Genomic DNA, 25787 nt, shown 5'->3' on the forward strand with positions numbered 1-25787 from the left:
ATTGCACAAGATCGCGGCGGATTCTGCCGACACCAAGGAACCTCGATGCCGAAAGGCTCTGCTACCGAATTGAAGCCCGGAAACGACGACGACCCTGTTCTCGGCTACGCGGCCCTGCCAGGCGTCCCAGACGAGATGCTGGACTCCGGCGGCAATGTCCGGTCGGTCTGGCGGAACCTCATGTCAGCGCTCGGCCGCATGCCCGAAAGCGAGCTTCAGGAGCGCTTTGCCCGCGCCGACCGTTATCTGCGCGATGCCGGCGTCTTCTACCGCACCTACGGCACTGAAACCGGCAGCGAGCGGGAATGGCCGATCTCCCACGTTCCGGTCCTGATCGACGGTCGGGAATGGGAAGCGGTCTCGAAGGGCCTCGTCCAGCGTGCAAACCTTCTCGAAGCCGTCATGGCCGATCTCTACGGCGAGAACAGCCTGGTGCGGGAAGGCTTCCTGCCGCCCGCTCTGGTGGCGGGCAATCCGGAATTCCTGCGCCCGCTGGTCGGCGTCAAGCCGGCCGATGGCCATTACCTGCACTTCTGCTCCTTCGAGATCGGCCGCGGTCCGGACGGCAACTGGTGGGTTCTGGCGGATCGCACGCAGGCGCCCTCCGGCGCCGGCTTCGCGCTGGAGAACCGCGTCGCCACCACCCGCGCCTTTTCCGATATCTATGCCGAAACCCATGTGCATCGCCTCGCCTCCTTCTTCGGCGCTTTCCGCGATGCGTTGCAGGCGAAGAAGAAATATCCGGACGACCGCATCGCGGTACTGACCCCCGGCCCCGCCAACGAAACCTATTTCGAGCACGCCTATATCGCCCGCTACCTCGGTTTCATGCTCCTGGAAGGCGAAGATCTCACCGTCGTCAACGACCGGGTGATGGTTCGCACCGTCGCGGGCCTCAAGCCCATCAGCGTGCTCTGGCGCCGCCTCGATGCCTCTTTCGCCGATCCGCTGGAGCTTGATCAGAACTCCCATATCGGCACGCCCGGCATGGTGCAGGCGCTGCGCTCCGGCTCGGTCACGCTCGTCAATGCTCTGGGCTCCGGCATCCTCGAAACCCGCGCCCTTCTCGCCTTCACGCCGGCCATCTGCCGCCGGCTCATGGGCGAAGACCTGCTGATGCCCTCGGTCGCCACCTGGTGGTGCGGCCAGAAGGCCGAACGGGATCATGTGGCGAAGAACATCGACCGGATGGTCATCGGCCCCGCCTATTCACGCCTGCCCTTCTTCGATGACGACGGCCAGTCGGTCGCCGGCTCCTCTGTCCGCGAAAGCGCCAAAGGCTCGATCGCCGATTGGCTCGCCTCCGACGGCGCCGGACTGGTCGGCCAGGAAGCCGTGACGCTTTCCACCACCCCGGCTTACGTCAACGGCAGGCTCATGCCGCGGCCGATGTCGCTGCGCGTCTTCGCCGCCCGCACCGAGCACGGCTGGCAGATCATGCCGGGCGGGTTCGCCCGCATCGGTTCCGGCGACGACGTGGCGGCGATCGCCATGCAGGCGGGCGGCACGGCGGCCGATGTCTGGATCGTCTCGGACAAGCCGGTTCCCAGGCAATCCCTGCTGCCGCCGGAGGAAAGCTTCAACCGCAACATGCCGGGCAGCCTGCCGAGCCGCGCGGCCGACAATCTCTATTGGCTCGGCCGCTATATCGAGCGGGCAGAAGGGGCGCTGCGCATCCTGCGCGCCTGGCATCTGCGCTATGCGGAATCGGCCGATCCGAACCAGCCGCTGCTGGCCGATGTCGCCCGCTATCTCGAGAAGACCGGCATCGACATGAAACAAGCCGTGCCGGCCCCGCTGCTCCGCAACATCGACAGCGCCATCCACTCGGCAAGCAATATCCGCGACCGCTTCTCTCCGGATGGCTGGCTGGCCCTGACCGATCTCGCCAAGACTGCCCGCCGCTTCCATGAGACCGTGCAGCCGGGCGATGACGCAGCCCATGCCATGACCATCCTGCTGCGCAAGCTCGCGGGCTTTGCCGGCCTCGTGCACGAGAACATGTACCGCTTCACCGGCTGGCGTTTCCTCTCGATCGGCCGGCATCTCGAACGCGGCCTTCACATGACCCGTCTGCTCGGCCACATGTTCGGCCCGGATGCCCCGGACGGCTCGCTCGACATGCTGATCGAGATCGGAGACAGCGTCATGACCCACCGCCGGCGCTACAACGTCAACACCGCCCGGCTGACAGTGGCCGATCTGCTGGCGCTCGATCCCTTGAACCCGCGCTCGATCCTCTTCCAGCTGAACGAGATCCGCGCCGAGATCGAGCAATTGCCGAACGCGCTCGTCAACGGCCAGATGTCGCCCTTCTACCGGGAAGCGATGCGGCTGCATTCCACGCTGGCGGTCATGACGCCCGAGGCCATGTCGGAGGAGATATTCCGCAGGTTCGAGCTCGAACTGGAAAGCCTCTCCGATCTTCTCGGCCAGACTTACTTTCACTGATGCTGTACGACCTTTCTCTCCACATGGGCTATGCCTACGACGCTCCGGCATCGGGAGCCCGGCATGTGATCCGCGTCATGCCGCTTTCGTTGCCGGATCGGCAGCGGCTGGTCGCAGGTTCACTCTCCATCTCCCCTGCCGTCGACGAGAGAACCGCCTTCCTCGATTTCTTCGGCCAGCAGGCGACCTCCATCCTGGTGCGCGCGCCGCATGATCGGCTGGATATCCGCATGCAGGCCCGCGTCATGGTCGAAAGCCAACCGATGACCGCCGATCTTTCGCCGGAACTTGCAAAGCTGCCTGAGGAGCTTGCGGCGGTCTGGTCGGTCGACGCCGCCTCTCCGCACCACCTCGCGGCTCCAAGCCCGCGCCTTCCGCGGGAGCCCGAGATCGCCGCCTATGCCCGCGAACTGGCCGGACCCGGCCAAACGGTGCGGGAAATCGCCATGGCGCTCTCGGCCCGCATCCACCGGGATTTCACTTATGACCCGGAGGCCACCACCGTCGACACCACGCCCGGCGAGGCCTTCCGCCTGAAGCGCGGCGTCTGCCAGGATTTCGCCCATGTGATGATCGTAGCGCTTCGAAGCCTCGGCATCCCGGCGGGCTATGTCAGCGGTTTCCTGCGCACCATCCCGCCGCCCGGCAAGGAGCGGCTGGAAGGAGCCGATGCCATGCATGCCTGGGTGCGTGTCTGGTGCGGCGGCACCATGGGCTATGTCGAGCTGGACCCCACCAACGACATGCCGGCCGGCAGCGATCATATCGTCGTCGGCTATGGCCGCGACTACTCCGATATCGCCCCCGTCATCGGCATCCTCAAGGGTTACGGCAACCAGAAAACCATCCAGGCCGTCGATGTCGTCCCGGTGAGCTAATTCCCCTAAAAATTGCCGGGGAAATGCGCATTAGACCGATTTTGGCACTGATTCAGCCGATCGCTAAAATGCCGCCTGTTTCCTTAAGCCCCGGTACACCCGCTTGCCCTAATGGCACCACAGGCATTGGGGTTGTCCTTCACGAATGGGACTGGGGTTATGAGAAACGGCTTTTCGATCGCACGGTTCGCGAAGGACCGCGGCGGCAATTTCGGCATGATGACGGCAATATTGCTCCCGGTGTCTCTGGGGGTAGGCGGCGTAGCGATGGATCTCGTACGCGCCTCCGAACTGCGCACGCAAATGCAGGCCTCCGCCGACTCGGCGGCGCTCGCCGCAGCCTCCGCCATGGCAAGCAAGGAGATATCCGAGGCGGAGGTCGAAAGAATGGCGCTCGAATTTTTCAGCGCCTCGCGTGAGGGATCCGAGTCAAATGACGACCAGTCGGACACCGCCAAACAGTCGAATGGCGACGAGGGCGAAAACACGAATGTCCGGGTGACCAAGAACCCCACTACTGGCGGCGAAAGTTACAGTATCACGATCACCTCGAACCACGAGATGCCGCTGAACCCGCTCGCGACGCTGCTCGGCAAATCCACCATGACGGTCGGCGTCACCAGCACCGCAGTCAGCAGCGCGGTCACGGAAAGTCCTATTTCCATGTATCTCGCTCTTGACCGCTCCGGCTCGATGTCCTTCAAGACGGACACTCGGCATCCGACGAAATCAAGCTGCGACAACTATACGAGCAAGTCTTGGCCAAACACCTCCGGATCGAGAAACCCCTGCTATCTGCGCAAGATCGAAGCGTTGCAGATCGCCGGAAGCGCGCTTTTCGCAGGCATGGAAARGGCCGATCCGAAGGGTGACCTCGTGCGGATCGGCGCCGTCTCCTACACGCACCAGACCCAATCCGCCCAGAAGATCGAATGGGGCGTGACAAAGGCCAAAGCCTATGTGGACGCCCTGCCCTACAAACCGGAAGGCGGTACCGACGCAAGCGGCGCGATGCAGATCGCCTACGATGCGCTGAAGACGCAAAACAACACCGAAGCGGATGCCCACAAGTCGCGGGATCACGAGGCCTTTACGCGCTACATTCTCCTGATGACCGACGGCGAAATGACGGGCAACAGCTCGACCTGGAACTCCACCCTCGACAAGAAAACCCGCGATCTTTGCACGACCGCCAAGAAGGACGRCATCATCATCTTCTCCGTCGCCTTCATGGCTCCCGAGAAAGGCAAGGAGCTCCTCAGTAACTGCGCCAGCGGAGCGGAAAACTACTATCAGCCGGAGAATATGGAGCAGCTCGTCAAGGATTTCGGCGAGATTGCCGCCAAGGCCAACAAGACCATACCGCGCCTTACCAACTGATCGRCTCCGTTATCGAATGCCTGCGCTCCCGCCGTTTGTCCGGCGGGAGCGCTTTTCGTTTGCGCCGGCACGCTCGAAGCGTGAATGTCCCCGCATGTCAGCAATCACAAATCCTGTGTTGCCAGCGCCTCGCAACGAGGCATAAACTGCCGTTCCATATGGTCGAACCACATGGAATTTCTTCGGACCCGTCCATACCCGTTGCTCCCGAAAACGCTGGCGATCTCATGAATCCAAATCCTTCCCCGGTCGATCTACCCCAGCCCGCTCCTCGCAGCTCCCGCCCCGAAATCATGGCGGAAGAGATCATCGAGCGCCTCACCTACCGCATCGGCAAGGATGCCAAGGTCGCAAAGCCGCACGACTGGCTGACCGCCACCATCCTGGTGGTGCGAGACCGCATCATCGACAAGTGGATGGAAAGCACCCGCAAAGCCTATCAGACCGGCGCCAAGCGCGTTTACTACCTGTCGCTGGAATTCCTGATCGGACGCCTGATGCGCGACGCCGTCACCAATATGGGCCTGATGGAGGAGATCCGCGATGCCCTCTCCTCGCTCGGCGTCGATCTCGAAATCATCGCGGGGCTCGAGCCGGATGCGGCACTCGGCAATGGCGGCCTCGGCCGGCTTGCCGCCTGTTTCATGGAAAGCATGGCGACCGTCGATATCCCCGCCTATGGCTACGGCATCCGCTATGTCCACGGCCTCTTCCGCCAGCAGATGGCGGACGGCTGGCAGGTGGAGCTGCCGGAAACCTGGCTTGCCCACGGCAATCCCTGGGAATTCGAACGTCGGGAAAGCTCCTATGAGATCGGCTTCGGCGGCTCGGTGGAATCGGTCGGCAGCTATGACGCCCCGCCCCGCTATGTCTGGAAGCCGGCCGAGCGCGTCATCGCAACCGCCTATGACACTCCGATCGTCGGCTGGCGGGGAAAGCGCGTCAATACGCTGCGCCTCTGGTCGGCCCAGCCGATCGACCCGATCCTGCTCGATGCCTTCAACGCCGGCGACCATATCGGCGCGCTGCGCGAGAGCAACAAGGCTGAGAGCCTGACCCGCGTTCTCTATCCGGCGGATGCCAATCCGGCCGGCCAGGAGCTACGCCTGCGTCAGGAATACTTCTTCTCCTCCGCATCGCTGCAGGACATCCTGCGCCGCCACCTGCAGCAATATCCGGATTTCACCAATCTGCACGAGAAGGTGTCGATCCAGCTCAACGACACCCATCCGGCCGTTTCCATCGCCGAGCTGATGCGCCTTCTTTGCGATGTCCACGGGATGGATTTCGATCAGGCCTGGGGGATCACCAGGCAGACCTTCTCCTATACCAACCACACGCTCCTGCCGGAGGCGCTTGAAAGCTGGCCCGTGCCGCTCTTCGAACGCCTGCTGCCGCGCCATATGCAGCTCGTCTATGCCATCAACGCCCAGATCCTGCTGGAAGCCCGCAAGGAAACGCGCTTCAACGACGCGCAGATCCGCGCCATCTCCCTGATCGACGAAGGCGGCGAACGGCGGGTGCGCATGGGCAACCTCGCCTTCGTGGGGTCCCATTCCATCAACGGCGTCTCGGCACTCCACACCGATCTCATGAAGGAGACGGTGTTTTCCGACCTCCACACGCTCTATCCCGCCCGCATCAACAACAAGACCAACGGCATCACCCCGCGCCGCTGGCTGATGCAGTGCAATCCCGGCCTCACCGAACTGATCCGGGAGGTGATCGGCGACGGCTTCATGGATGACACCGAGGCTCTGAAGGCGCTCGATGCCCATGCCACCGACAAGGCCTTCCAGGAGAGGTTCGCCGCCGTCAAGCGCGCCAACAAGGAGCAGCTCGCCCATCTCGTCGGCAGCCGCATGGGCGTGCGCCTCGACCCATCGGCGCTTTTCGATATCCAGATCAAGCGCATCCACGAATACAAGCGCCAGCTCTTGAACATCATCGAGGCGGTGGCGCTCTACGACCAGATCCGCTCGCGCCCCGAACTGGACTGGGTTCCGCGCGTGAAATTCTTCGCCGGCAAGGCGGCGCCGAGCTATCACAACGCGAAGCTCATCATAAAGCTCGCCAACGATGTCGCCCGCGTCATCAACAACGATCCGGCCGTGCGCGGCCTCTTGAAGGTGGTGTTCGTCCCCAACTACAACGTCTCGCTGGCCGAAGTCATGGTGCCGGCCGCCGACCTTTCGGAACAGATATCCACCGCCGGCATGGAAGCGTCGGGTACCGGCAACATGAAGTTTGCGCTGAACGGCGCGCTCACCATCGGCACGCTCGACGGCGCCAATGTGGAAATGCGCGACCATGTGGGCGCCGAAAACATCGTTATCTTCGGCATGACGGCGGAGGAAGTGGCGAAAGTCCGCGCCGACGGCCATAATCCCCGCCCCATCATCGAGGGCTCCCGCGAGCTTTCGCAGGCGCTTTCGGCCATCGCCTCGGGCGTCTTCTCTCCCGACGACCGCTCCCGCTTCTCCGATCTCATCGACGGCATCTACAATCACGACTGGTTCATGGTGGCCGCCGATTTCGACGCCTATGCCCAGGCGCAGCGGGACGTCGACCGCATCTGGAACGACCCGAAATCCTGGTACTCGAAGACCATACGGAACACGGCACGCATGGGATGGTTCTCCTCCGACCGGACGATCCGCCAATACGCATCCGAAATTTGGAGAGCCTGATGAAGAAATCGCCGCGAGAAGCCGATGACGGGAGAGCCCCAGGCGAAATTCCGTTGTCGGAGATCGAGGCGATTCTGGAGGGCAGGCATGCCAACCCCTTCGCCGTTCTCGGTCTCCACAAGCTCCACGACGGTTTTCGCGCCCGCTGCTTCATTCCCGGCGCCGAGGAAGTCATCGCGGCCACTCTCGAAGGCATGGAAGTCGGCGAACTGAAGCGCCGGCATGAGGCCGGCTATTTCGAGGGACTGGTCGACGTCTCCAGCCTGCGGCCGCTGCGTTATCGCGCCCGCCGTGGCGATGTGGAATGGGCCGTCACCGACCCTTACAGCTTCGGCCCGGTATTGGGGCCGATGGACGACTACTACGTCCGCGAAGGCTCGCACCTGCGCCTCTTCGACAAGATGGGCGCCCATCCGATGAAGCACGAGGGCGTCGAGGGCTTTCACTTCGCCGTCTGGGCGCCGAACGCCCAGCGCGTCTCGGTCGTCGGGGATTTCAACAACTGGGACGGCCGCCRCCATGTCATGCGGCTGCGCGTCGATACCGGCATCTGGGAAATCTTCGCGCCGGATGTCTCCGCCGGCTCTGCCTACAAGTTCGAGGTCGTGGGCAAGAACGGCAAGCTTCTGCCGCTAAAAGCCGACCCCTATGCCCGCCGCGCCGAGCTCAGGCCGAACACGGCATCCGTCACGGCACCCGAGCTTGCGCAGAAATGGGACGATGAGGCCCACCAGGAGTTCTGGTCCAAGGCCGATCACCGCCGCCAGCCGATCAGCATCTACGAAGTGCATGCCGGCTCCTGGCGCAGGCGTCAGGACGGCTCCTTCCTCTCCTGGGACGAACTCGCCTCAGAACTCATCCCCTACTGCGTCGACATGGGCTTCACCCATATCGAATTCCTGCCCATCACCGAACATCCCTACGATCCTTCCTGGGGCTATCAGACAACGGGGCTCTTCGCGCCGACGGCCCGCTTCGGCGAGCCGGAAGGCTTTGCCCGCTTCGTCAACGGCTGTCACAAGGTCGGCATCGGCGTCATCCTCGATTGGGTGCCGGCCCACTTCCCCACCGACGAGCACGGCCTGCGCTGGTTCGACGGCACGGCGCTTTACGAGCACGACGATCCGCGAAAGGGGTTCCATCCCGACTGGAACACCGCGATCTACAATTTCGGCCGCATCGAGGTTCTTTCCTATCTGGTCAACAACGCCCTCTACTGGGCGGAGAAATTCCATCTCGACGGATTGCGCGTCGATGCCGTCGCCTCCATGCTCTACCTCGACTATTCGCGGAAGGAAGGCGACTGGGTTCCGAACGAATATGGCGGCCGCGAGAATCTGGAAGCGGTGCGCTTCCTCCAGAAGATGAACTCGCTCTCCTACGGCCAGCATCCGGGCGTGATGACGATCGCTGAGGAGAGCACCTCCTGGCCCAAGGTTTCCCACCCCGTTCACGAAGGGGGGCTCGGCTTCGGCTTCAAGTGGAACATGGGCTTCATGCACGATACGCTGAGCTATCTGAAACGCGAGCCGGTGCATCGCCAGTTCCACCACAACGAAATCACCTTCGGCCTGCTCTATGCCTGGTCGGAGAATTTCGTGCTGCCGCTGTCCCATGACGAGGTCGTCCACGGCAAGGGTTCGCTGATCGCAAAGATGGCTGGCGACGACTGGCAGAAATTCGCGAACCTGCGCGCCTACTACGCCTTCATGTGGGGTTATCCCGGCAAGAAGCTCCTGTTCATGGGGCAGGAATTCGCTCAATGGGCCGAGTGGAGCGAGGACCGCCCGCTCGACTGGAACCTGCTGGCCTATCATCCGCACGAGGGTATGCGCCGCCTGGTGCGTGACCTGAACTTCTGCTACCGCTCCAAGCCCGCCCTGCACGCCCGCGACTGCGAACCCGACGGCTTTCGCTGGCTGATCGCCAACGACCAGGAAAACTCCGTCTTTGCGTGGATTCGCATGGCCCCGGACGCGAAACCGGTCGTGGTCATCACCAATTTCACGCCGGTCTATCGGGAAAATTATCGTCTGCACTTGCCAAGCGCCGGAAGGTGGCGGGAAATTCTCAACACCGACGCGGAAATCTACGGCGGCAGCGGCAAGGGCAATGGCGGCCGGGTGCAGGCGGTCGATGCGGGAGGAGAAATCACCGCCGAGATAACATTGCCGCCGCTGGCGACGATCATGCTGGAACCGGAACAAGCCTGAAGAAAACGGGAGGGGAACTGATGAACGACAGAAGAATCCAGCCCTTGGCACGCGATGCCATGGCCTATGTACTGGCCGGCGGCCGCGGCAGCCGCCTCAAGGAACTGACGGACCGCCGCGCCAAGCCTGCGGTCTATTTCGGCGGCAAGGCACGGATCATCGATTTCGCGCTGTCCAACGCGCTGAATTCCGGCATCCGCCGCATCGGGGTCGCCACCCAGTACAAGGCCCATTCGCTGATCCGCCACCTTCAGCGCGGCTGGAACTTCTTCCGCCCCGAGCGCAACGAGAGCTTCGATATCCTGCCCGCCAGCCAGCGCGTTTCCGAGACGCAGTGGTATGAGGGCACCGCCGACGCGGTCTACCAGAACATCGATATCATCGAGCCCTATGGCCCGGAATACATGGTGATCCTGGCCGGCGACCACGTCTACAAGATGGACTACGAATACATGCTGCAGCAGCATGTGGATTCCGGAGCAGACGTCACTGTCGGATGCCTCGAAGTGCCGCGCATGGAGGCGACCGGTTTCGGCGTCATGCACGTCAACGAGAAAGACGAGATCATCGATTTCGTGGAAAAGCCCGCCGATCCGCCGGGCATTCCCGACAAGCCCGACCACGCGCTCGCCTCGATGGGCATCTACGTCTTCCACACGAAATTCCTGATCGAATGCCTGCGCCGCGATGCCGCCGATCCCTCATCGAGCCGGGATTTCGGCAAGGACATCATTCCCTATATCGTCAAGAACGGTAAGGCGGTCGCCCATCGTTTTGCTAAGTCCTGCGTCCGCTCCGATTTCGAGCACGAGCCCTACTGGCGCGACGTGGGCACGATCGACGCCTACTGGCAGGCCAATATCGACCTGACCGCGATCGTTCCCGACCTCGATATCTATGACAAGTCCTGGCCGATCTGGACCTATTCGGAAATAACTCCACCGGCCAAGTTCGTTCACGACGACGAGGATCGGCGCGGCTCCGCCATCTCCTCGGTCGTTGCAGGCGATTGCATCATCTCCGGCTCCACGCTCTATCGCAGCCTGCTCTTCACCGGGGTAAGGGCGAACTCCTATTCGCGGCTCGAAGGCGCCGTCATCCTGCCCGAGGTTCATATCGGCCGGCACGCCCAGCTTCGCAATGTCGTCATAGATCACGGTGTAACCATACCGGAAGGACTGGTCGTGGGAGAGGACCCGGAACTCGATGCCAAGCGCTTCCGCCGCAGCGAGAACGGTATTTGTCTGATCACGCAGCCCATGATCGATAAACTGGATATTTGATGCAGGTTCTTTCAGTCGCGTCCGAAGTCTATCCCCTTATAAAGACCGGAGGCCTTGCCGATGTCGCGGGCGCGCTGCCGCTGGCTCTCAAGCCCCATGGGGTGACGACGAAAACCCTGTTGCCCGGCTATCCCGCCGTCATGTCGAAACTCCGCGGCGGCGCGGTCCGCCTGAGCTTCGTGGACCTCTTCGGCACCCGCGCCGACGTGCTGGAAGTCCGCTACGAAGGCCTGGACCTGCTGGTTCTCGACGCCCCTGCCCATTTCGACCGGCCGGGCGGCCCGTATGTGGATTCGAGCGGCAAGGACTATCCCGACAACTGGCGCAGGTTCGCTGCCCTCTCGCTTGCCGCGGCCGAAATCGCCGCCGGAAACATGGAGGGCTGGCGGCCCGATCTCGTGCATCTGCACGACTGGCAGACCGGGTTGGTGCCGGCCTATATGCGCTATTCCGGGGCGCCGGAACTGCCGAGCCTCCTCACCATCCATAACATCGCCTTCCAGGGACGTTTCGAGGCCGATATCTTTCCCTATCTCGGCCTGCCTCCGGACGCCTACGGCCTTGATGGCATCGAGTATTTCGGTGGCGTCGGCTTCCTCAAGGCGGGGCTGCAGATGAGTTCCGCCATCAATACCGTGAGCCCCTCCTATGCCGAGGAAATCCTGACGCCGGAATACGGCATGGGGCTGGAAGGTCTGCTGCAGTTCCGTTCCGCCAATCTTACCGGCATCGTCAACGGCATCGATGCCGCGCTCTGGAACCCCGAGACCGACCCGAAGCTCAAGCGGAACTATACCGCAGCGACCCTCAAGCACCGCCTCGATAACCGGCGGGCAGTCGCGGATCGTTTCGGCCTTACCGATGATGCGGGACCACTCTTTTGCGTGATCTCACGCCTCACCTGGCAGAAGGGCATGGATCTGTTGGCAGAAGTGCTGGACGAGCTCGTAGCCCTCGGCGCCAGACTCGCGGTGCTCGGCTCCGGGGAACGGGAGCTGGAGGAGGCTTTTCACATGGCCGCCGCCCGCCATCCTGGCCGAATCGGCATCGTGACGGGCTATGACGAACCCCTCTCCCACCTCATGCAGGCGGGAGCCGACGCCATCCTCATCCCCTCCCGCTTCGAGCCCTGCGGGCTCACCCAGCTCTATGGCCTGCGCTACGGCTGCGTGCCGGTTGTTGCGCGAACGGGTGGCCTTAATGATACCGTAATCGACGCCAATCCAGCGGCCCTCGCTGCACGCACGGCAACCGGCGTCTCCTTCGGCCCGGTCACCGCCGAAAGCCTGCTGCGGGCGCTGCGCCGCACGGTTCGCCTCCACAACGATCCGAAGGCGTGGACGCAGATGCAGAAGCAGGGCATGAAATCCGATGTCTCCTGGGAAGGGAGCGCCGGGCTCTATGCCGATCTCTATTCCAGCATTCTTTCGAAAAAAGGTGCATGACCATGATCAAGACCGTCGCAACCGCCCCCTATCAGGACCAGAAGCCGGGCACCTCGGGGCTTCGCAAGAAGGTCCCGGTCTTCGCCCAGGAGAACTATGCCGAGAACTTCATCCAGTCGATCTTCGACAGTCTCGAAGGCTTTCAGGGCAAAACGCTGGTGATCGGCGGCGACGGCCGCTACTACAATCGCGAGGTCATTCAGAAGGCGATCAAGATGGCCGCGGCCGCCGGCTTCGGCAAGGTCATGGTCGGCAAGGGCGGCATTCTCTCCACCCCCGCCGCCTCCAATGTCATCCGCAAATACGGCGCCTTCGGCGGCATCGTGCTTTCCGCCAGCCACAATCCCGGCGGCCCGACCGAGGATTTCGGCATCAAGTACAATATCGGCAATGGCGGCCCGGCGCCGGAGAAGATCACCGATGCCATTTTTGCCCGCTCCAAGATCATCGATGAGTACAAGATCGCCGATGTGYCGGATATCGATCTCGACAAGATCGGCAGCTTCGACCTCGCCGGCATGACGGTCGAGGTGATCGACCCGGTCGCCGACTATGCAGAGCTGATGGAAAAGCTTTTCGACTTCCCGGCCATCGGGGCATTGATCGCCGGCGGGTTCCGCATTGCGATCGATTCGATGGGCGCCGTCACTGGCCCCTATSCCAAGGAGATCTTCGAGAAACGGCTCGGCGCGCCCCAAGGTTCGGTCCGCAACGCCACCCCCCTGCCCGATTTCGGCGGTCACCATCCCGACCCGAACCTCGTCCACGCCAAGGAACTCTATGACGACGTGATGAGCGCGTCAGGACCGGATTTCGGCGCGGCCTCCGACGGCGACGGCGACCGTAACATGGTGGTCGGCAAGGACATGTTCGTCACGCCTTCCGACAGTCTCGCGATCATCGCCGCCAATGCGAAATGCGCTCCCGGCTATGCCAAGGGGATTGCCGGCATCGCTCGTTCCATGCCGACGAGTGCGGCCGCCGACCGGGTGGCCGAAAAGCTCGGTCTCGGCATCTACGAGACCCCGACCGGCTGGAAATTCTTCGGCAACCTGCTCGATGCCGGCAAGGTGACCGTCTGCGGCGAGGAAAGCTTCGGCACCGGTTCCGACCACGTGCGCGAGAAGGACGGCCTCTGGGCGGTCCTCTTCTGGCTGAACATCGTCGCCGCCCGCAAGCAGGGTGTCGCGGAAATCGTCAAGCAGCATTGGGCGGAATACGGCCGCAACTACTATTCCCGCCACGACTACGAGGAAGTGGATACGGATGCCGCGAACGGCCTGATGACCGCGCTGCGTGAAAAGCTGACCTCGCTTCCCGGTCAGAGCTTCGGCAGCCTCAAGGTGACCGCCGCCGACGATTTCGCCTATCACGACCCGGTCGACGGCTCTGTTTCGAAAAACCAGGGCATCCGCGTGCTCTTCGAGGGCGGCTCGCGCGTGGTCTTCCGCCTCTCCGGCACCGGCACTTCCGGCGCCACGCTGCGCGTCTATGTCGAGCGCTACGAGCCCGATCCGGCCAAGCACGGCATCGATACGCAGGAGGCGCTTTCGGACCTCATCAAGCTCGCCGACCAGATCGCCGATATCCGCAACCGCACCGGCCGTGACAAGCCGAGTGTGATTACGTGAAGCGCTAAAATCTCAGGTTCGGGAAGCCGCGGATGCTTTTACCCCCCTCTGCCCTGCCGGGCATCTCCCCCTCAAGGGGGGAGATTGGCAAGAAGCACCGCCGCTCGCCCCACTTTACCGAGCGGTACAGCGGAATAAACGCCCTCGAGATGGGCGAGGCGTTGCAACATCCGATCTCCCCCCTTGAGGGGGAGATGCCCGGCAGGGCAGAGGGGGGTGTGGCCATTGGCAAAACCCTTTGATTCCCCCCTCGGCGCCACCATCACCAAATCCGGCACCATCTTCCGCGTCCGCTCCGAGACCGCCGAAGCGATTGACCTCTGCCTCTTCGGCGAAACCGGCACAAGCGAAACCGTCCGCCTGCCGATGAGGCGCGAAGGCGAGGTCTTCACGCTCGAAATCGAGGAAGCCCACGAAGGCACCCGCTATGGCTATCGCGCCCACGGGCTCTACGACCCCGATCGTGGCCTCTGGTTCGACCCAACGAAGCTGCTGGTCGATCCCTACGCAAAGGAACTCGACCGGCCCTTCCGTCATGACCAGCGCCTTTCCACTTTCGGCGTCGATACGGTCGATCTCGTGCCGAAAGCTATCGTCACCCGCGACAGGAAGGCCAAAGTCGCACCGCCCCTTCTTCCGCCCGGCGGCTTCATCTACGAAATTGCCGTCAAATCCTTCACCGTCCTGCATCCTGATATACCGGAGGCGAACCGGGGCACGGTCGCCGCACTCGCGCACCCTTCCGTCATCGCCCATCTGAAACGCATCGGCGTCGATGCCGTCGAGCTGATGCCGATCACCGCCTGGATCGACGAGCGGCATCTGCCGCCGCTCGGGCTTGCCAATAGCTGGGGCTACAACCCCATCGCCTTRATGGCACTCGATCCGCGTCTTTGCCCCGGCGGAATAGACGAACTGCGCGAGACGGTCGCGGCACTCCATGAGCATGGCATCGGCGTCATCCTCGACCTCGTCTTCAACCATACGGGCGAGAGCGACAGGCACGGCGCGACGCTTTGCATGCGCGGCCTCGACAATCTCGCCTATTACCGACATCTGCCGGGCGAGCCGGGAACGCTCGTCAACGACACCGGCACCGGCAACACACTCGCCTGCGACCGGCCGCATGTCCGCCAGCTGATTCTCGATACGCTGCGCCATTTCGTGCTTCACGCCGGCGTGGATGGCTTCCGCTTCGATCTCGCGACTGTTCTGGGCCGCACAGCGGAGGGCTTCGACAGCCACGCCGAAACGCTCCTCGCAATGACGGGCGACGAGGTGCTGAAGGACCGCCTCCTGATCGCCGAACCATGGGATATCGGACCCGGCGGCTATCAGCTCGGACACTTCCCGGAAGCCTTCCTCGAGTGGAACGACGGTGCCCGCGACGACATCCGCCGGTTCTGGCGTGGAGACCAGTGGACCATCGGCGCGCTTGCCACGCGGCTTGCCGGCTCCTCGGACCTGTTCTCCGGCACCGGAACCCGCAGCATCAATTTCATCGCCGCCCATGACGGCTTCACGCTGATGGACCTCGTCTCGCATGAACGGAAGCACAATGATGCGAACGGTGAGCAGAACCGCGACGGGCATAACGAGAACTTTTCCTGGAACAGCGGCGCGGAAGGCGCCACGGACGATCCAGCTATACTCGCCGCGCGTCGGCGCGATGTGACCGCCCTCCTCTCCACCCTGTTTGCCACCCGCGGCGCCGTGATGCTGACGGCCGGCGACGAAGGCGGCCGCAGCCAGAACGGCAACAACAATGCCTATGCGCAGGACAATGAAATCACGTGGCTCGACTGGAACGCGCTGGACGAGACGCTCGTGGAGCACACGACGATGCTGGCGGCGCTGCGCAAGCGCTTCTCAGTCTTTTCGCAAACCGGCTTCTTTAGCGGCGACGGCGATGTGGAATGGCTATCCCCCTCCGGCGATCCGATGACGGTGGCCGAGTGGGAAGCGCCGAACGCCTCGGCATTGGGCATGATCCTCAAGACCCTCGACCGTGAAACCGGAAAGTCCGTGCGCCTTGCGGCTCTCTTCAATCGCTCCGAAAAAGCCTTGGATTTCACACTTCCAGGCAAGGGCTGGCGCGAGCTTGCGTCCGGTGCGCCGTGGCAGGAAAACGTGCCTGCCCGCTCCGTCCTCTTCTGCATCGAATGAGATGCTGCAGCGCAAAATATCGCTATCAAACGACCGGAAACCTTGTAAAAGTTTCTGTACCGAAAAATCAGTGAGGAAGCATGCCGCGCGAGATTTCGCTTATCGAGATTCAGAACCTGGTCGGCACGGAAGTCGGCATTTCCGAGTGGATCAGCGTCGACCAGCCGATGATCGATCTTTTCGCGGACGCCACCCACGACCACCAGTTCATCCATGTCGACCCGGAGCGCGCCAAGGCCGAAAGCCCCTTCGGCGGCACTATTGCTCACGGCTTCCTGACGCTCTCCCTTCTCTCCGCCATGAACTTCGACTGCGTGCCGAAGATTCGCGAGCAGACCATGGGCATCAATTACGGCTTTGACCGCGTCCGCTTCATGTCGCCGGTCAAGAGCGGCACCCGTGTCCGCGGCCACTTCAAACTGGTCGAGGCGCGCTTCCGCGGCGCCGGCATGCTGATGACCACCTACGAGGTCTCGGTGGAGATCGAAAACGAGCAGAAGCCGGCCCTCACCGCCAACTGGATCACCATCATCCAGTTCGACCCCAAGGACAGGCCGGAAGGCGTTTGACTTTTCCGGAACTCGCCTTAAGGTTGTCGCCGATATATTGGGGTGAGCGGCTGAGATGGGTGGACTGAACCCTGCTGAAATCGAGCAGACGAAGCTACTGGCGAATGCGTTCGATCGAGCATCGACAGCTTGTGTAACCGTCGGAATTGTAACACCTGTCGCTGCGATGCTTTACGGTATCGGCAATGTCGGTATTAAATTCGGCTTTGCTGTGCTAGGTTATCTAAGCGGTTGGCTTTTAATAGCCGTCTTCCTACATTACTTGGCAAGGCTAACCTTGAGGAGGCTCGCATGACAGCAGAATGGCTCTTCGTGTCYTTCGGAATGCCTGCACTCATTGCGGTGATCGCTTATGCTGCCTATCGCCTGCACGAATGGGATCTCGATCGCAAGCACAAGCATCGCCATCCTGGCGAGTGATCCTGCACGCGTCTAGACACCACCCATCTCCATCAGCACGAAGCCCAGCATCGGCGGCACCGCCGCCCCGATCAGTATATTGGCGGTCATGGGCGCGGAGAGCCCAAGCACGGCACCGGAAACACCCGCTCCGACAAGTGCGGCAAGCGGCATGGCGAGGCTTCGATCGAAGCCCGGAATGAAATAGGCGACGATCGCCGCCAGCGCCGCAACCGCCGCGACGAGAACGCCCTTCCAGATCTCTACCTTGGTAAGCTTCGCCGCGATCGCGCCGCCAATGATCGCCACGGCGAAGCCGAGCCCCATCAGTTGAATATGGTCCATGAATGCCCTCCCGTTTCAACGCGAGAGTGCTGTTCCTGAGAGCCAAGTCAAGTCAGGCTATCGTCTAGAGCGCCGCGTCCTGCGCGCCCTCGGCAAGAAGGCCGAAGGCATAATCGGAGAAGGAGCGCCAGACTTCCACCCGGAAGGCATCCTCACCGGTCCGGAGCAGCACGATCTCAACCTTGGCCAGAACAGTCCGCGAGCAGGCGCCGACCGGAAAGGCCGCAAGCGAAAGATCCTGCGGGCAGCCGGCATTGATCGCACGCACGGCACCTGGTCCGGAAACCAGGATCGCCGTGTTGCGATGGGAGACATCGGCCGCGGAATGCGTGACGCCGGAAGAGGCCGCGGCCTGCATCAGACCGCCCTTCCCGTCATCGATCACCAGCCACTCGTCCGGGCCGAGCCACAGAGCCATGCGCCCCTTCGCCGTGGCGGATGTCTTCGGCTTCATCGGCAGGTCGAGGCCGAGCGCGCGTGAAAGCGCGGGCACGTCGTCGGCGCTCGCACGCAACGAGATACGTTCGACGGGCGGTGCCGCTTCCAGCCGAACCGTCGAAGAACCGCCATGGAAACCTGCGAGCGGCAGCGCGCGGCTCGCATCAGCCTTGACTTTAGCCATTGATGCGGCCTCCTTCCTTGTCGAAGAACACCATGTCGGTAACTTCCACCGCGATCGTCCTGTCCTTCATCGGCACGTAGAGCGTCTGGCCGACGCGTGCCCTGCCTCCGGCCACCAGCGCCAGCGCAATCGATCGGCCGCAATTCTCCGACCAGTAGGAGGAGGTCACATGCCCGAGCATGGTCATCGGCTTCGGCTGGTTCGGATCGGCGACGATCTGCGCCCCCTCCTCCAGCACGTCGCTCGGCTTGTTGGTCAAAAGGCCGACGAGCTGCTTGYGGCCATCCCGGACGAGATCCGGGCGTTTGAGGCCGCGAATGCCGACGAAATCCGTCTTCTTCTTCGAAACCGCCCAGCCGAGGCCCGCATCGTCCGGCGTCACCGTTCCGTCCGTATCCTGGCCGACGATGATGTAGCCCTTCTCGGCACGCAGAACGTGCATGGTCTCGGTGCCGTAGAGGCAGGCGCCCATGGCTTCCGCGCGTTCCCATATCGCCTTCCAGACGGCAGGGCCGTAATCTGCCGGCACATTGACCTCGAAGCCGAGCTCACCGGTGAAGGAGACGCGGAAGAGCCGTGCGGGCACGCCCATCACCGTGCATTCCGCCACGCTCATATGCGGGAAGACTTCGTTGGAAATATCGACGCCCTCCACGAACGGCTGGATGATCTCGCGCGCCTTCGGCCCCTGTACCGCGATCACCGCCCATTGCTCGGTGGTCGAGGTGAGCCAGACCTTGAGATGCGGGAATTCCGTCTGAAGGTAGTCTTCCATGTGGTGCAGCACGCGCGGCGCGCCACCGGTCGTGGTGGTCACATGGAAGCGGTCTTCGGCAAGCCGTCCCACGACGCCGTCGTCATAGACGAAACCGTCCTCGCGGGTCATGATGCCGTAGCGGCATTTACCCGGCTTCAGCGTATCCCAGGCATTGGTGTAGATGAGGTTGAGGAACTGCGCCGCATCCGGGCCGACCACCTCGATCTTGCCGAGCGTCGAGGCGTCGAACACGCCCGCCGCCTCGCGCACCGTGCGGCACTCGCGGTTGACGGCAGCCGCCATGTCCTCGCCGCGCTTCGGGAAATACCAGGCACGCTTCCAGTTGCCGACATCCTCGAACTCCGCGCCCTCGGCCGCCTCCAGCGCATGCATCGGCGTCTTGCGGGCGGGATCGAACAGATCGCCGCGCGAGTGGTTGATGAGCGTGCCGTAGGTGACCGGCGTATAGGGCGCGCGGAAAGTGGTAAGCCCCACCTGCGGGATCGGCCGGTCGAGCACTTCAGCCGCGATCGCCAGACCGTGCATGTTGGAAAGCTTGCCCTGATCGGAAGCCATGCCGTTCGTCGTGAAGCGCTTGATATGCTCGATCGAGTGCATACCTTCGCGCACAGCAAGGCGGATGTCCTTGGCGGTCACGTCGTGCTGGAAGTCGATGAAGGCCTTCACCACCGTATCCGGCCCGGCGCCTTCGGCGGCGCCGATCATGCCGCCCGTCCATTCGAAGCGATTCTCGCCGGAAAGCGCGATCGAGCCGCCGCCCGCCGCGATCGCCTCGTCGATCAGTTCGGCAAGATCATCCGTGCCGTTGCAGCCGCCGATCGAGATGCAATCCTGCGCATAGATATCGGGCAGGAAGCGCTGCCCCTTCTCATCGAAGCGCAGCTTGCCGCGCGACTGGGAGAACAGGTGGACGGAAGGCGTCCAGCCGGCCGAAACGATCAGCGCGTCAACCTTGATTTTGCGGGCATTCGAGCCGCCGTTGCGCACCACCGTCATGGAGGAGATGCGCAGACGGCCGAACGTATCCGTCACCGAATGGCCGGTCAGCACGTCGATGCCGAGCGAACGGGCCTCTGCCAGCACTGCCTCACCCGGCTGCGCGCGGCAATCGACGATGGCAGCGATCGAAACGCCCGCCCGCTTCAGGTCGAAGGCCGCCTCATAGGCCGAGTCATGCGCGGTATAGACGCCCACATTGCGGCCCACGGCCACGCCATGGTGGTTGAGGAAGGTGCGCGCGGCCGATGCCAGCATGATGCCCGGCCGGTCGTTGTTGGAAAACACCATATGCCGCTCGATAGAGCCGGTGGCGAGGATGACGCGCTTCGCGCGCACCTGCCACAGCCGCTCGCGGGGCAGGCTCTTGCCGGGCCGCGCCAGATGATCCGTGACCCGCTCGACCAAACCGAGGAAGCCGTGATTGTAGTAGCCGAACACAGTCGTGCGGGTCAGCACCGTCACGTTCGGCATGGCCTTGAGCTTCGCGGCCGCGGCCTGCGCCCATCCATAGCCGTTCCGGCCATCAATCGTGGTCGCGGCATCCGCATGCAGCGCGCCGCCGACTTCCGGCTGTTCGTCCACGAGGATGACGGAAGCGCCCGTCGCCGCAGCGGAGAGTGCCGCCGTCAGGCCCGCCACGCCCGCGCCGGCAATCAGCACGTCGCAATGGGCATAGCGGTTGGCATAGTGGTCCGGATCCTCTTCCGTCGGCGCGACGCCGAGGCCAGCCGCGCGGCGGATGAAGGGCTCATAGACCTTCATCCAGGCTTCCTTCGGCCACATGAAGGTCTTGTAGTAGAAGCCCGCGGCGAAGAAAGGCGAGAGCAGGTCGTTAAAGGCGCCGACATCATATTTCAGCGACGGCCAGCGGTTCTGCGAGGAGATCCTCGCACCGTCGAACACTTCCTGCACGGTCGCCCGCACATTGGGCTGGCGGCGAGCCGCATCGCGCGAAACGTCGATCAGCGCGTTCGGCTCCTCGGCACCGGCCGAGAGAATGCCGCGCGGCCGGTGATATTTGAACGAGCGGCCGACGAGATGCACCCCATGCGCCAGCAGCGCCGAAGCGACCGTATCGCCTTCCATCGCGGTATAGGTCTTGCCGTCGAAAGTGAAGCGCGCCGTGCGGGCGGGCGTCAGGCGGCCGGCCCCCTTGATGCGGAACGCACCGGTATTTTTGGAGGAAGCGCTCATCGGGCGTCTCCTTCCACGGCTTCCCAGGTCTCGACGGTCTTTTCCTCGGCAACCGCCGTTGCTTCTTCCGCCGCCGGAATCGATTGCTTCGGCAGCCCCGCCTTGTATGTCATCAGGAACCTGTCGCTCACGGTGTCTCGCGCCGCATTGAAGAAGCGGCCGCAGCCATGGATGTGCCGCCAGCGCTCATAGGTAAGGCCCTTCTCGTTGTTGCGCAGGAAGAAGTATTCGGCGAATTCCTCGTCGGTGATCGCCGCGATGTTTTCAGGACGCGCGATATGAGCCTCGCCCGCCCAGCGGAATTCCAGCTCCGAACGGTCTTCCTCGCAATAGGGGCAGTGGATCAAAAGCATCTCGTCTATCCCCTATATATCAATGCGCCACGGCGGCAGCCGCCGCCTCGTCGATCAGCCGTCCGGTGCGGAAGCGATCGAGGTTGAGACCCGCGGCCAGACGGTGCGGCTCGCCCCTGGCGATCAGATGCGCGAAGAGGTTCGCCGAGCCCGGCGTCGCCTTGAACCCGCCGGTTCCCCAGCCGCAGTTGACGAAGAGGCCCGGCACCGGCGTGACACCCTGGATCGGCGATCGGTCCGGCGTGTTGTCGGTGATGCCGCCCCATTGGCGCATCATCTTCACCCGGCGGAAGATCGGAAAAAGCTCGCAGATCGCGTCCAGCGTATGGGTGATGATCTGCAATCCGCCGGTCTGCGAATAGGAATTGTACTGGTCCGTTCCCGCGCCGATCACCAGTTCGCCCTTGTCGGATTGCGAAATATAGGCATGCACCGTGTTCGACATGACGACGCAGGGGAAGATCGGCTTCAGCGGCTCGGAAACCAGCGCCTGCAGCGGGTTGGAATGAAGCGGCACGCGCACGCCCGCCATTTCCATGACGACCGAGGAGTGGCCGGCGGCCGAAACGCCGACCTTCTTGGCGCCGATAAAGCCGCGCGTCGTCTCCACGCCCTGCACCTCGCCGTTCGGCCCGCGGCGAATTCCGGTCACTTCGCAGTTCTGGATGATGTGGACGCCGCGGTCGGCGGCCGCGCGCGCATAGCCCCAGGCGACCGCATCGTGACGGGCCGTGCCGCCGCGACGCTGCAGCGCCGCGCCGTTGATCGGGTAGCGCGCCGTCTTGGAGATATCGAGCGGCGGACAATATGCCTTCGCCTGCTCCGGCGTCAGCCATTCGTTGTCGATGCCATAGAGCCGGTTGGCATTGATGTGGCGCTTGAACGACTGCTGGTCATGCACGTTGTGCGACAGCATCATCACACCGCGCGGCGAATACATGACATTGTAGTTGAGTTCCTGGCTCAAGCCCTCCCAGAGCTTCAGCGAGTGCTCGTAGATGTCCATGCTCTCTTCATAGAGATAGTTGGAGYGGATGATGGTGGTGTTGCGCCCGGTATTGCCGCCGCCGAGCCAGCCCTTCTCTATCACCGCGACATTGGTGATGCCGTGTTCCTTGGCAAGATAGTAGGCTGCACCCAGCCCGTGCCCGCCCGCCCCGACGATGACGACGTCATAGGCGCTGCGCGGCTCCGGCGAGGTCCATTGCGCCTCCCAGCCCTTGTGGGCACGCATAGCCTCGCGGGCTATGGCGAAAACCGAATACTTGCGCATCTCGCCCTTCAAACTCCCTGTCCGACGGTACTGTGGGTAGAGCCATACCCATCGCAAATCAACATCCGGCGCAATGGCTGTTTTGCGACGCATTCAAAGATTGTTTCGACACGTGGCCATATGGCCGACGCCGATACCGATTTCGCCAATCTCTGAAAGTTAGCGTCTGGACTTTGGGAGACTCATCTGCTATCTCGCTTCATCAATCGCACGGCCGCGCGCCGGGCAAGAGCATTCTATCGCCTTGTGTCACGTCGATATCGGGCGAGCAACCAAACCAAAGGAACGGGATTTCACGTGCAGGTACTTGTCCGCGACAACAACGTCGACCAGGCTCTCCGCGCTCTCAAGAAGAAGATGCAGCGCGAAGGCATTTTCCGCGAAATGAAGATGCGCGACTACTACGAAAAGCCGTCGCAGAAGCGCGCTCGCGAAAAGGCTGAAGCCGTTCGCCGCGTCCGCAAGCTGGCTCGCAAGCGCGCTCAGCGCGAAGGCCTCGTCGCCGGCGGCCGCACCGGCCGTTGATCGGCCGTTTTTTCGACGTTTTCACGTGCTTGTAAGGCGGGGGCGACTAGGGCGCCGCCGCTTTTTTTTCGATTTTGTCCGGATCGGTTCCGTGAACCGCTCCCGCTGCCCGATACGAGGAAACGCGCCTGATGGCCGCAAAGATTGCCGTTCGCTTTAGTGGAACTGAAACCTCCGGCCTCTTGCCGTCCATCCCCTTTCCATCCCAAGGAAAAACAGCGCTATCCCTGGCGGTTCTGGCTTCGCTCGCACTTGCCGGCTGCTCGTCCACCCAGACGACCGACCTGATCACGGTCGACCGCGCGCAGGGCTCGCAGGAGAACATCGCCTCCCTTTCCTCCGTCATCCAGGCCAATCCCCAGGACCCGGAAGGCTATAACGTGCGCGGCTCAGCCTATGGCCGCGCCGGCGACTTCCGCCGGGCGCTCGACGATTTCAGCCGCGCCATCCAGCTCAACCCGCAATTCTACCAGGCCTATGCCAACCGTGCGCTGGTCTACCGCAACATGGGCAAGCCGGTCGAGGCGATCAACGACTACAACCGCGCCATCCAGATCAACTCGAGCTATGACGTGGCCTATGTCGGCCGCGGCAATATCTACCGCCAGGCGGGCCGCACCAACGAGGCCTTCAACGACTTCAGCCGGGCGATCGAGCTCGATACCACGGATGGCCGGGCCTGGCACAATCGCGGCCTGATCTACCAGGTGCGCAACCAGCACGCCCAGGCGATCGAGGATTTCTCCAAGGCGATCTCGCTTTCGCCGAACTCGCCCGAGCCCTATAACGGCCGTGGCATCTCCTATGTGGCGCTGAACGACGACGAGAACGCTTTCGCAGACTTCAACCGCGCCATCGAACTCAACGGCGACATTGCCGAATCCTGGGCCAACCAGGGATTGGTCTACGAGCGCCGTGGCGACAAGGCCAAGGCTGCCCGCTCCTATTCCCATGCGGTACGTCTCGATCCGAACTACAAACCCGCCAAGGATGGCCTGGCCCGCACGCGCGGCGCATCAAGCTGATCGAAAAGCCGACCCCGCCTTTTGAAGCGGGATCGGTCTTCCAGCCGCCAGGATCAGCGCCAGCCGAGAGCCGGCGCGACATGCTTCAGGATCGCCTCGATCACATGGGCGTTGTATTCGACGCCGAGCTGATTGGGCACGGTCAGGAGCAGCGTATCGGCCTCCGCAATCGCCTCGTCCTGCCTCAACTGTTCGATCAGCACATCCGGTTCGGCGGCATAGCTGCGGCCGAAGATCGCCCGGGTCTTCGGATCGATGAAGCCGATCGAATCGTCCTCATTGCCACCACCGCCGAAATAGGCGCGATCCCGGTCATCGACCAGCGCAAAGATGCTGCGGCTGACCGAAACGCGCGGGGTCCGCGTATGTCCGGCTTCCTTCCACGCCTCGCGATAGGCGCGGATCTGCTGCGCCTGCTGAACGTGAAAGGGCTCGCCGGTTTCGTCGTTCTTGAGCGTCGAGCTTTGCAGGTTCATACCCAGCTTCGCGGCCCATACCGCCGTCGCATTGGAAGACGCTCCCCACCAGATACGGTCCCGCAAACCCTCTGAATGCGGCTCGAGACGCAAGAGCCCCGGAGGGTTGGGAAACATCGGCCGTGGATTGGGCTGTGCAAAACCTTCGCCTCGCAGCACGTCGAGGAAAACCTCTGCATGCCGCCGGCCCATATCGGCGTCGCTTTGCCCCTCGGCCGGCTGGTAGCCGAAATACCGCCATCCATCAATCACCTGCTCGGGAGAGCCACGGCTGATGCCGAGCTGCAGGCGCCCGCCGGCGATCAGGTCTGCCGCGCCCGCATCCTCCGCCATGTAAAGCGGGTTCTCGTAGCGCATGTCGATGACGGCGGTGCCGATCTCGATGCGGCTCGTCTTCGCGCCGACGGCCGCAAGCAGCGGAAAGGGCGAGGCAAGCTGCCTTGCGAAGTGATGGACACGGAAATAGGCGCCGTCCGCCCCGAGCTCCTCGGCCGCGACGGCAAGGTCTATCGACTGAAGCAGGGTATCGGATGCCGAACGCGTCTGCGACTGCGGCGAGGGCGTCCAATGCCCGAATGAAAGGAAACCGATCTTTTTCATGGATCACTCCGAAAAGGATATGCGAAGGATTGTTGCCCCTTACATGGCATGTCCGGCCGCCATCCGTTAGCCCGCCCCCACCGCATTTGCCGAAACGGATTGTTCGTTGTTGCTGAACGATGGTTCGGCATACGGCCACGGCCTGTTCGGCAGCGTCTGCTTTGTAGGGTCAGCCGAGGCGAATGAACGAGGATGTTCGCGTCGTAAAAAATTACCGAGCATTCGCCTCTTCCCGATCGAACACGAAATCCTCGGAGGCGTCCACGGAATTTCCTCAGGCGCTCCAGCAGTTCCTGGCGGGTCGGCTTGCGTGCCACCTCGAATTCCAGCGCATCGACCGCCCGGATCTGGATATCGTCGCCTATCTTCAACCCCAGCGCCTCTACCACTGCCGCAGGCAAGCGGACAGCGAGACTGTTGCCCCATTTCAAAACCCGCATTGCCCGCTCCCGATAGACAATTCTTGATGAGGTATATCTAGAACTTCAAGCA

General features: G+C 62.9%; 19 protein-coding genes and 1 pseudogene. 13 read left to right on the plus strand and 7 right to left on the minus strand.

Annotated features, from left to right (window positions below):
* Window positions 1–45: 45 nt before the first annotated feature.
* The 11 genes from LCM4573_RS03170 (at window position 46) to LCM4573_RS28745 (ending at window position 17126) form a co-directional block, all read left to right on the plus strand.
* On the plus strand, window positions 46–2451 hold the full coding sequence (locus LCM4573_RS03170) for a circularly permuted type 2 ATP-grasp protein (RefSeq protein ID WP_071004366.1): 2406 nt from the start codon (window positions 46–48) through the stop codon (window positions 2449–2451).
* Entirely contained in the window at window positions 2451–3329 is an 879-nt protein-coding gene (locus LCM4573_RS03175) for a transglutaminase family protein (protein WP_071004369.1), read from the plus strand. Before LCM4573_RS03170 ends, LCM4573_RS03175 begins: the two co-directional genes overlap by 1 nt.
* 159 nt (window positions 3330–3488) lie before the next feature.
* Window positions 3489–4709 (plus strand): TadE/TadG family type IV pilus assembly protein, encoded by a 1221-nt coding sequence (locus tag LCM4573_RS03180; RefSeq protein ID WP_071004370.1) that lies wholly within the window; start codon window positions 3489–3491, stop codon window positions 4707–4709.
* A gap of 227 nt (window positions 4710–4936) precedes the next feature.
* Window positions 4937–7399, plus strand: coding sequence for a glycogen/starch/alpha-glucan phosphorylase (locus LCM4573_RS03185; protein WP_071004373.1), 2463 nt, complete (start codon window positions 4937–4939; stop codon window positions 7397–7399).
* Window positions 7399–9612, plus strand: coding sequence for a 1,4-alpha-glucan branching protein GlgB (gene glgB / locus LCM4573_RS03190; RefSeq protein ID WP_071004375.1), 2214 nt, complete (start codon window positions 7399–7401; stop codon window positions 9610–9612). Before LCM4573_RS03185 ends, glgB begins: the two co-directional genes overlap by 1 nt.
* Before the next feature lie 20 nt (window positions 9613–9632).
* The gene (gene glgC / locus LCM4573_RS03195; RefSeq protein WP_071004378.1) at window positions 9633–10895 is read left to right on the plus strand and encodes a glucose-1-phosphate adenylyltransferase; all 1263 of its coding nucleotides are present in this window, start codon (window positions 9633–9635) and stop codon (window positions 10893–10895) included.
* Window positions 10895–12340, plus strand: a complete 1446-nt coding sequence (gene glgA / locus LCM4573_RS03200; RefSeq protein ID WP_071004381.1) for a glycogen synthase GlgA — start codon at window positions 10895–10897, stop codon at window positions 12338–12340. The genes glgC and glgA overlap by 1 nt, the downstream gene beginning before the upstream one ends.
* Window positions 12341–12342: 2 nt before the next feature.
* Window positions 12343–13971 (plus strand): alpha-D-glucose phosphate-specific phosphoglucomutase, encoded by a 1629-nt coding sequence (locus tag LCM4573_RS03205; RefSeq protein WP_071005161.1) that lies wholly within the window; start codon window positions 12343–12345, stop codon window positions 13969–13971.
* Between the two features lie 225 nt (window positions 13972–14196).
* Window positions 14197–16137 (plus strand): glycogen debranching protein GlgX, encoded by a 1941-nt coding sequence (gene glgX, locus LCM4573_RS03215; RefSeq protein WP_071004385.1) that lies wholly within the window; start codon window positions 14197–14199, stop codon window positions 16135–16137.
* Between the two features lie 80 nt (window positions 16138–16217).
* Entirely contained in the window at window positions 16218–16706 is a 489-nt protein-coding gene (locus tag LCM4573_RS03220) for a MaoC family dehydratase (protein WP_071004387.1), read from the plus strand.
* 291 nt (window positions 16707–16997) lie between these two features.
* Complete coding sequence (locus LCM4573_RS28745) at window positions 16998–17126, plus strand: hypothetical protein (protein ID WP_274534840.1); 129 nt, start codon at window positions 16998–17000, stop codon at window positions 17124–17126.
* 12 nt (window positions 17127–17138) lie between these two features.
* Here the strand turns inward: LCM4573_RS28745 and LCM4573_RS03225 are convergent, their stop codons facing one another.
* The 5 genes from LCM4573_RS03225 to LCM4573_RS03245 form a co-directional block, all read right to left on the minus strand.
* The gene (locus tag LCM4573_RS03225) at window positions 17139–17450 is read right to left on the minus strand and encodes a hypothetical protein (protein WP_071004389.1); all 312 of its coding nucleotides are present in this window, start codon (window positions 17448–17450) and stop codon (window positions 17139–17141) included.
* Between the two features lie 64 nt (window positions 17451–17514).
* Complete coding sequence (locus LCM4573_RS03230; RefSeq protein ID WP_071004391.1) at window positions 17515–18072, minus strand: sarcosine oxidase subunit gamma; 558 nt, start codon at window positions 18070–18072, stop codon at window positions 17515–17517.
* Window positions 18065–21043: a sarcosine oxidase subunit alpha gene (locus tag LCM4573_RS03235; RefSeq protein ID WP_071004393.1), complete on the minus strand. Its 2979-nt coding sequence runs from the start codon at window positions 21041–21043 to the stop codon at window positions 18065–18067. The genes LCM4573_RS03230 and LCM4573_RS03235 overlap by 8 nt, the downstream gene beginning before the upstream one ends.
* The gene (locus tag LCM4573_RS03240) at window positions 21040–21396 is read right to left on the minus strand and encodes a sarcosine oxidase subunit delta (RefSeq protein ID WP_071004395.1); all 357 of its coding nucleotides are present in this window, start codon (window positions 21394–21396) and stop codon (window positions 21040–21042) included. The genes LCM4573_RS03235 and LCM4573_RS03240 overlap by 4 nt, the downstream gene beginning before the upstream one ends.
* A gap of 19 nt (window positions 21397–21415) precedes the next feature.
* A complete protein-coding gene (locus LCM4573_RS03245; protein ID WP_071004397.1) occupies window positions 21416–22669 on the minus strand; it encodes a sarcosine oxidase subunit beta family protein in 1254 nt (417 codons plus the stop codon).
* 297 nt (window positions 22670–22966) lie between these two features.
* On the opposite strand from LCM4573_RS03245, the gene rpsU reads away from it, so the two are divergent.
* Both rpsU and LCM4573_RS03255 read left to right on the plus strand, forming a co-directional pair.
* A complete protein-coding gene (gene rpsU / locus LCM4573_RS03250; RefSeq protein ID WP_071004399.1) occupies window positions 22967–23194 on the plus strand; it encodes a 30S ribosomal protein S21 in 228 nt (75 codons plus the stop codon).
* Between the two features lie 131 nt (window positions 23195–23325).
* Complete coding sequence (locus LCM4573_RS03255; protein ID WP_083347288.1) at window positions 23326–24219, plus strand: tetratricopeptide repeat protein; 894 nt, start codon at window positions 23326–23328, stop codon at window positions 24217–24219.
* 53 nt (window positions 24220–24272) lie between these two features.
* Here LCM4573_RS03255 and LCM4573_RS03260 read toward each other — a convergent pair whose 3' ends face one another.
* Complete coding sequence (locus LCM4573_RS03260) at window positions 24273–25295, minus strand: LLM class flavin-dependent oxidoreductase (RefSeq protein ID WP_071004401.1); 1023 nt, start codon at window positions 25293–25295, stop codon at window positions 24273–24275.
* Between the two features lie 211 nt (window positions 25296–25506).
* Window positions 25507–25735, minus strand: a pseudogene (locus LCM4573_RS28750) (AbrB/MazE/SpoVT family DNA-binding domain-containing protein).
* Window positions 25736–25787 lie beyond the last annotated feature (52 nt).

This window comes from Rhizobium sp. LCM 4573 (assembly GCF_001854865.1).
Lineage (GTDB): Bacteria > Pseudomonadota > Alphaproteobacteria > Rhizobiales > Rhizobiaceae > Neorhizobium.

Coding starts and splice junctions, on each gene's coding strand:
- LCM4573_RS03170 (WP_071004366.1), top strand. CDS start 46: ATGCCGAAAGGCTCTGCTACCGAATTGAAGCCCGGAAACGACGACGAC.
- LCM4573_RS03175 (WP_071004369.1), top strand. CDS start 2,451: ATGCTGTACGACCTTTCTCTCCACATGGGCTATGCCTACGACGCTCCG.
- LCM4573_RS03185 (WP_071004373.1), top strand. CDS start 4,937: ATGAATCCAAATCCTTCCCCGGTCGATCTACCCCAGCCCGCTCCTCGC.
- glgC (WP_071004378.1), top strand. CDS start 9,633: ATGAACGACAGAAGAATCCAGCCCTTGGCACGCGATGCCATGGCCTAT.
- glgA (WP_071004381.1), top strand. CDS start 10,895: ATGCAGGTTCTTTCAGTCGCGTCCGAAGTCTATCCCCTTATAAAGACC.
- LCM4573_RS03220 (WP_071004387.1), top strand. CDS start 16,218: ATGCCGCGCGAGATTTCGCTTATCGAGATTCAGAACCTGGTCGGCACG.
- LCM4573_RS03225 (WP_071004389.1), bottom strand. CDS start 17,450: ATGGACCATATTCAACTGATGGGGCTCGGCTTCGCCGTGGCGATCATT.
- LCM4573_RS03230 (WP_071004391.1), bottom strand. CDS start 18,072: ATGGCTAAAGTCAAGGCTGATGCGAGCCGCGCGCTGCCGCTCGCAGGT.
- LCM4573_RS03240 (WP_071004395.1), bottom strand. CDS start 21,396: ATGCTTTTGATCCACTGCCCCTATTGCGAGGAAGACCGTTCGGAGCTG.
- LCM4573_RS03255 (WP_083347288.1), top strand. CDS start 23,326: ATGGCCGCAAAGATTGCCGTTCGCTTTAGTGGAACTGAAACCTCCGGC.
- LCM4573_RS03260 (WP_071004401.1), bottom strand. CDS start 25,295: ATGAAAAAGATCGGTTTCCTTTCATTCGGGCATTGGACGCCCTCGCCG.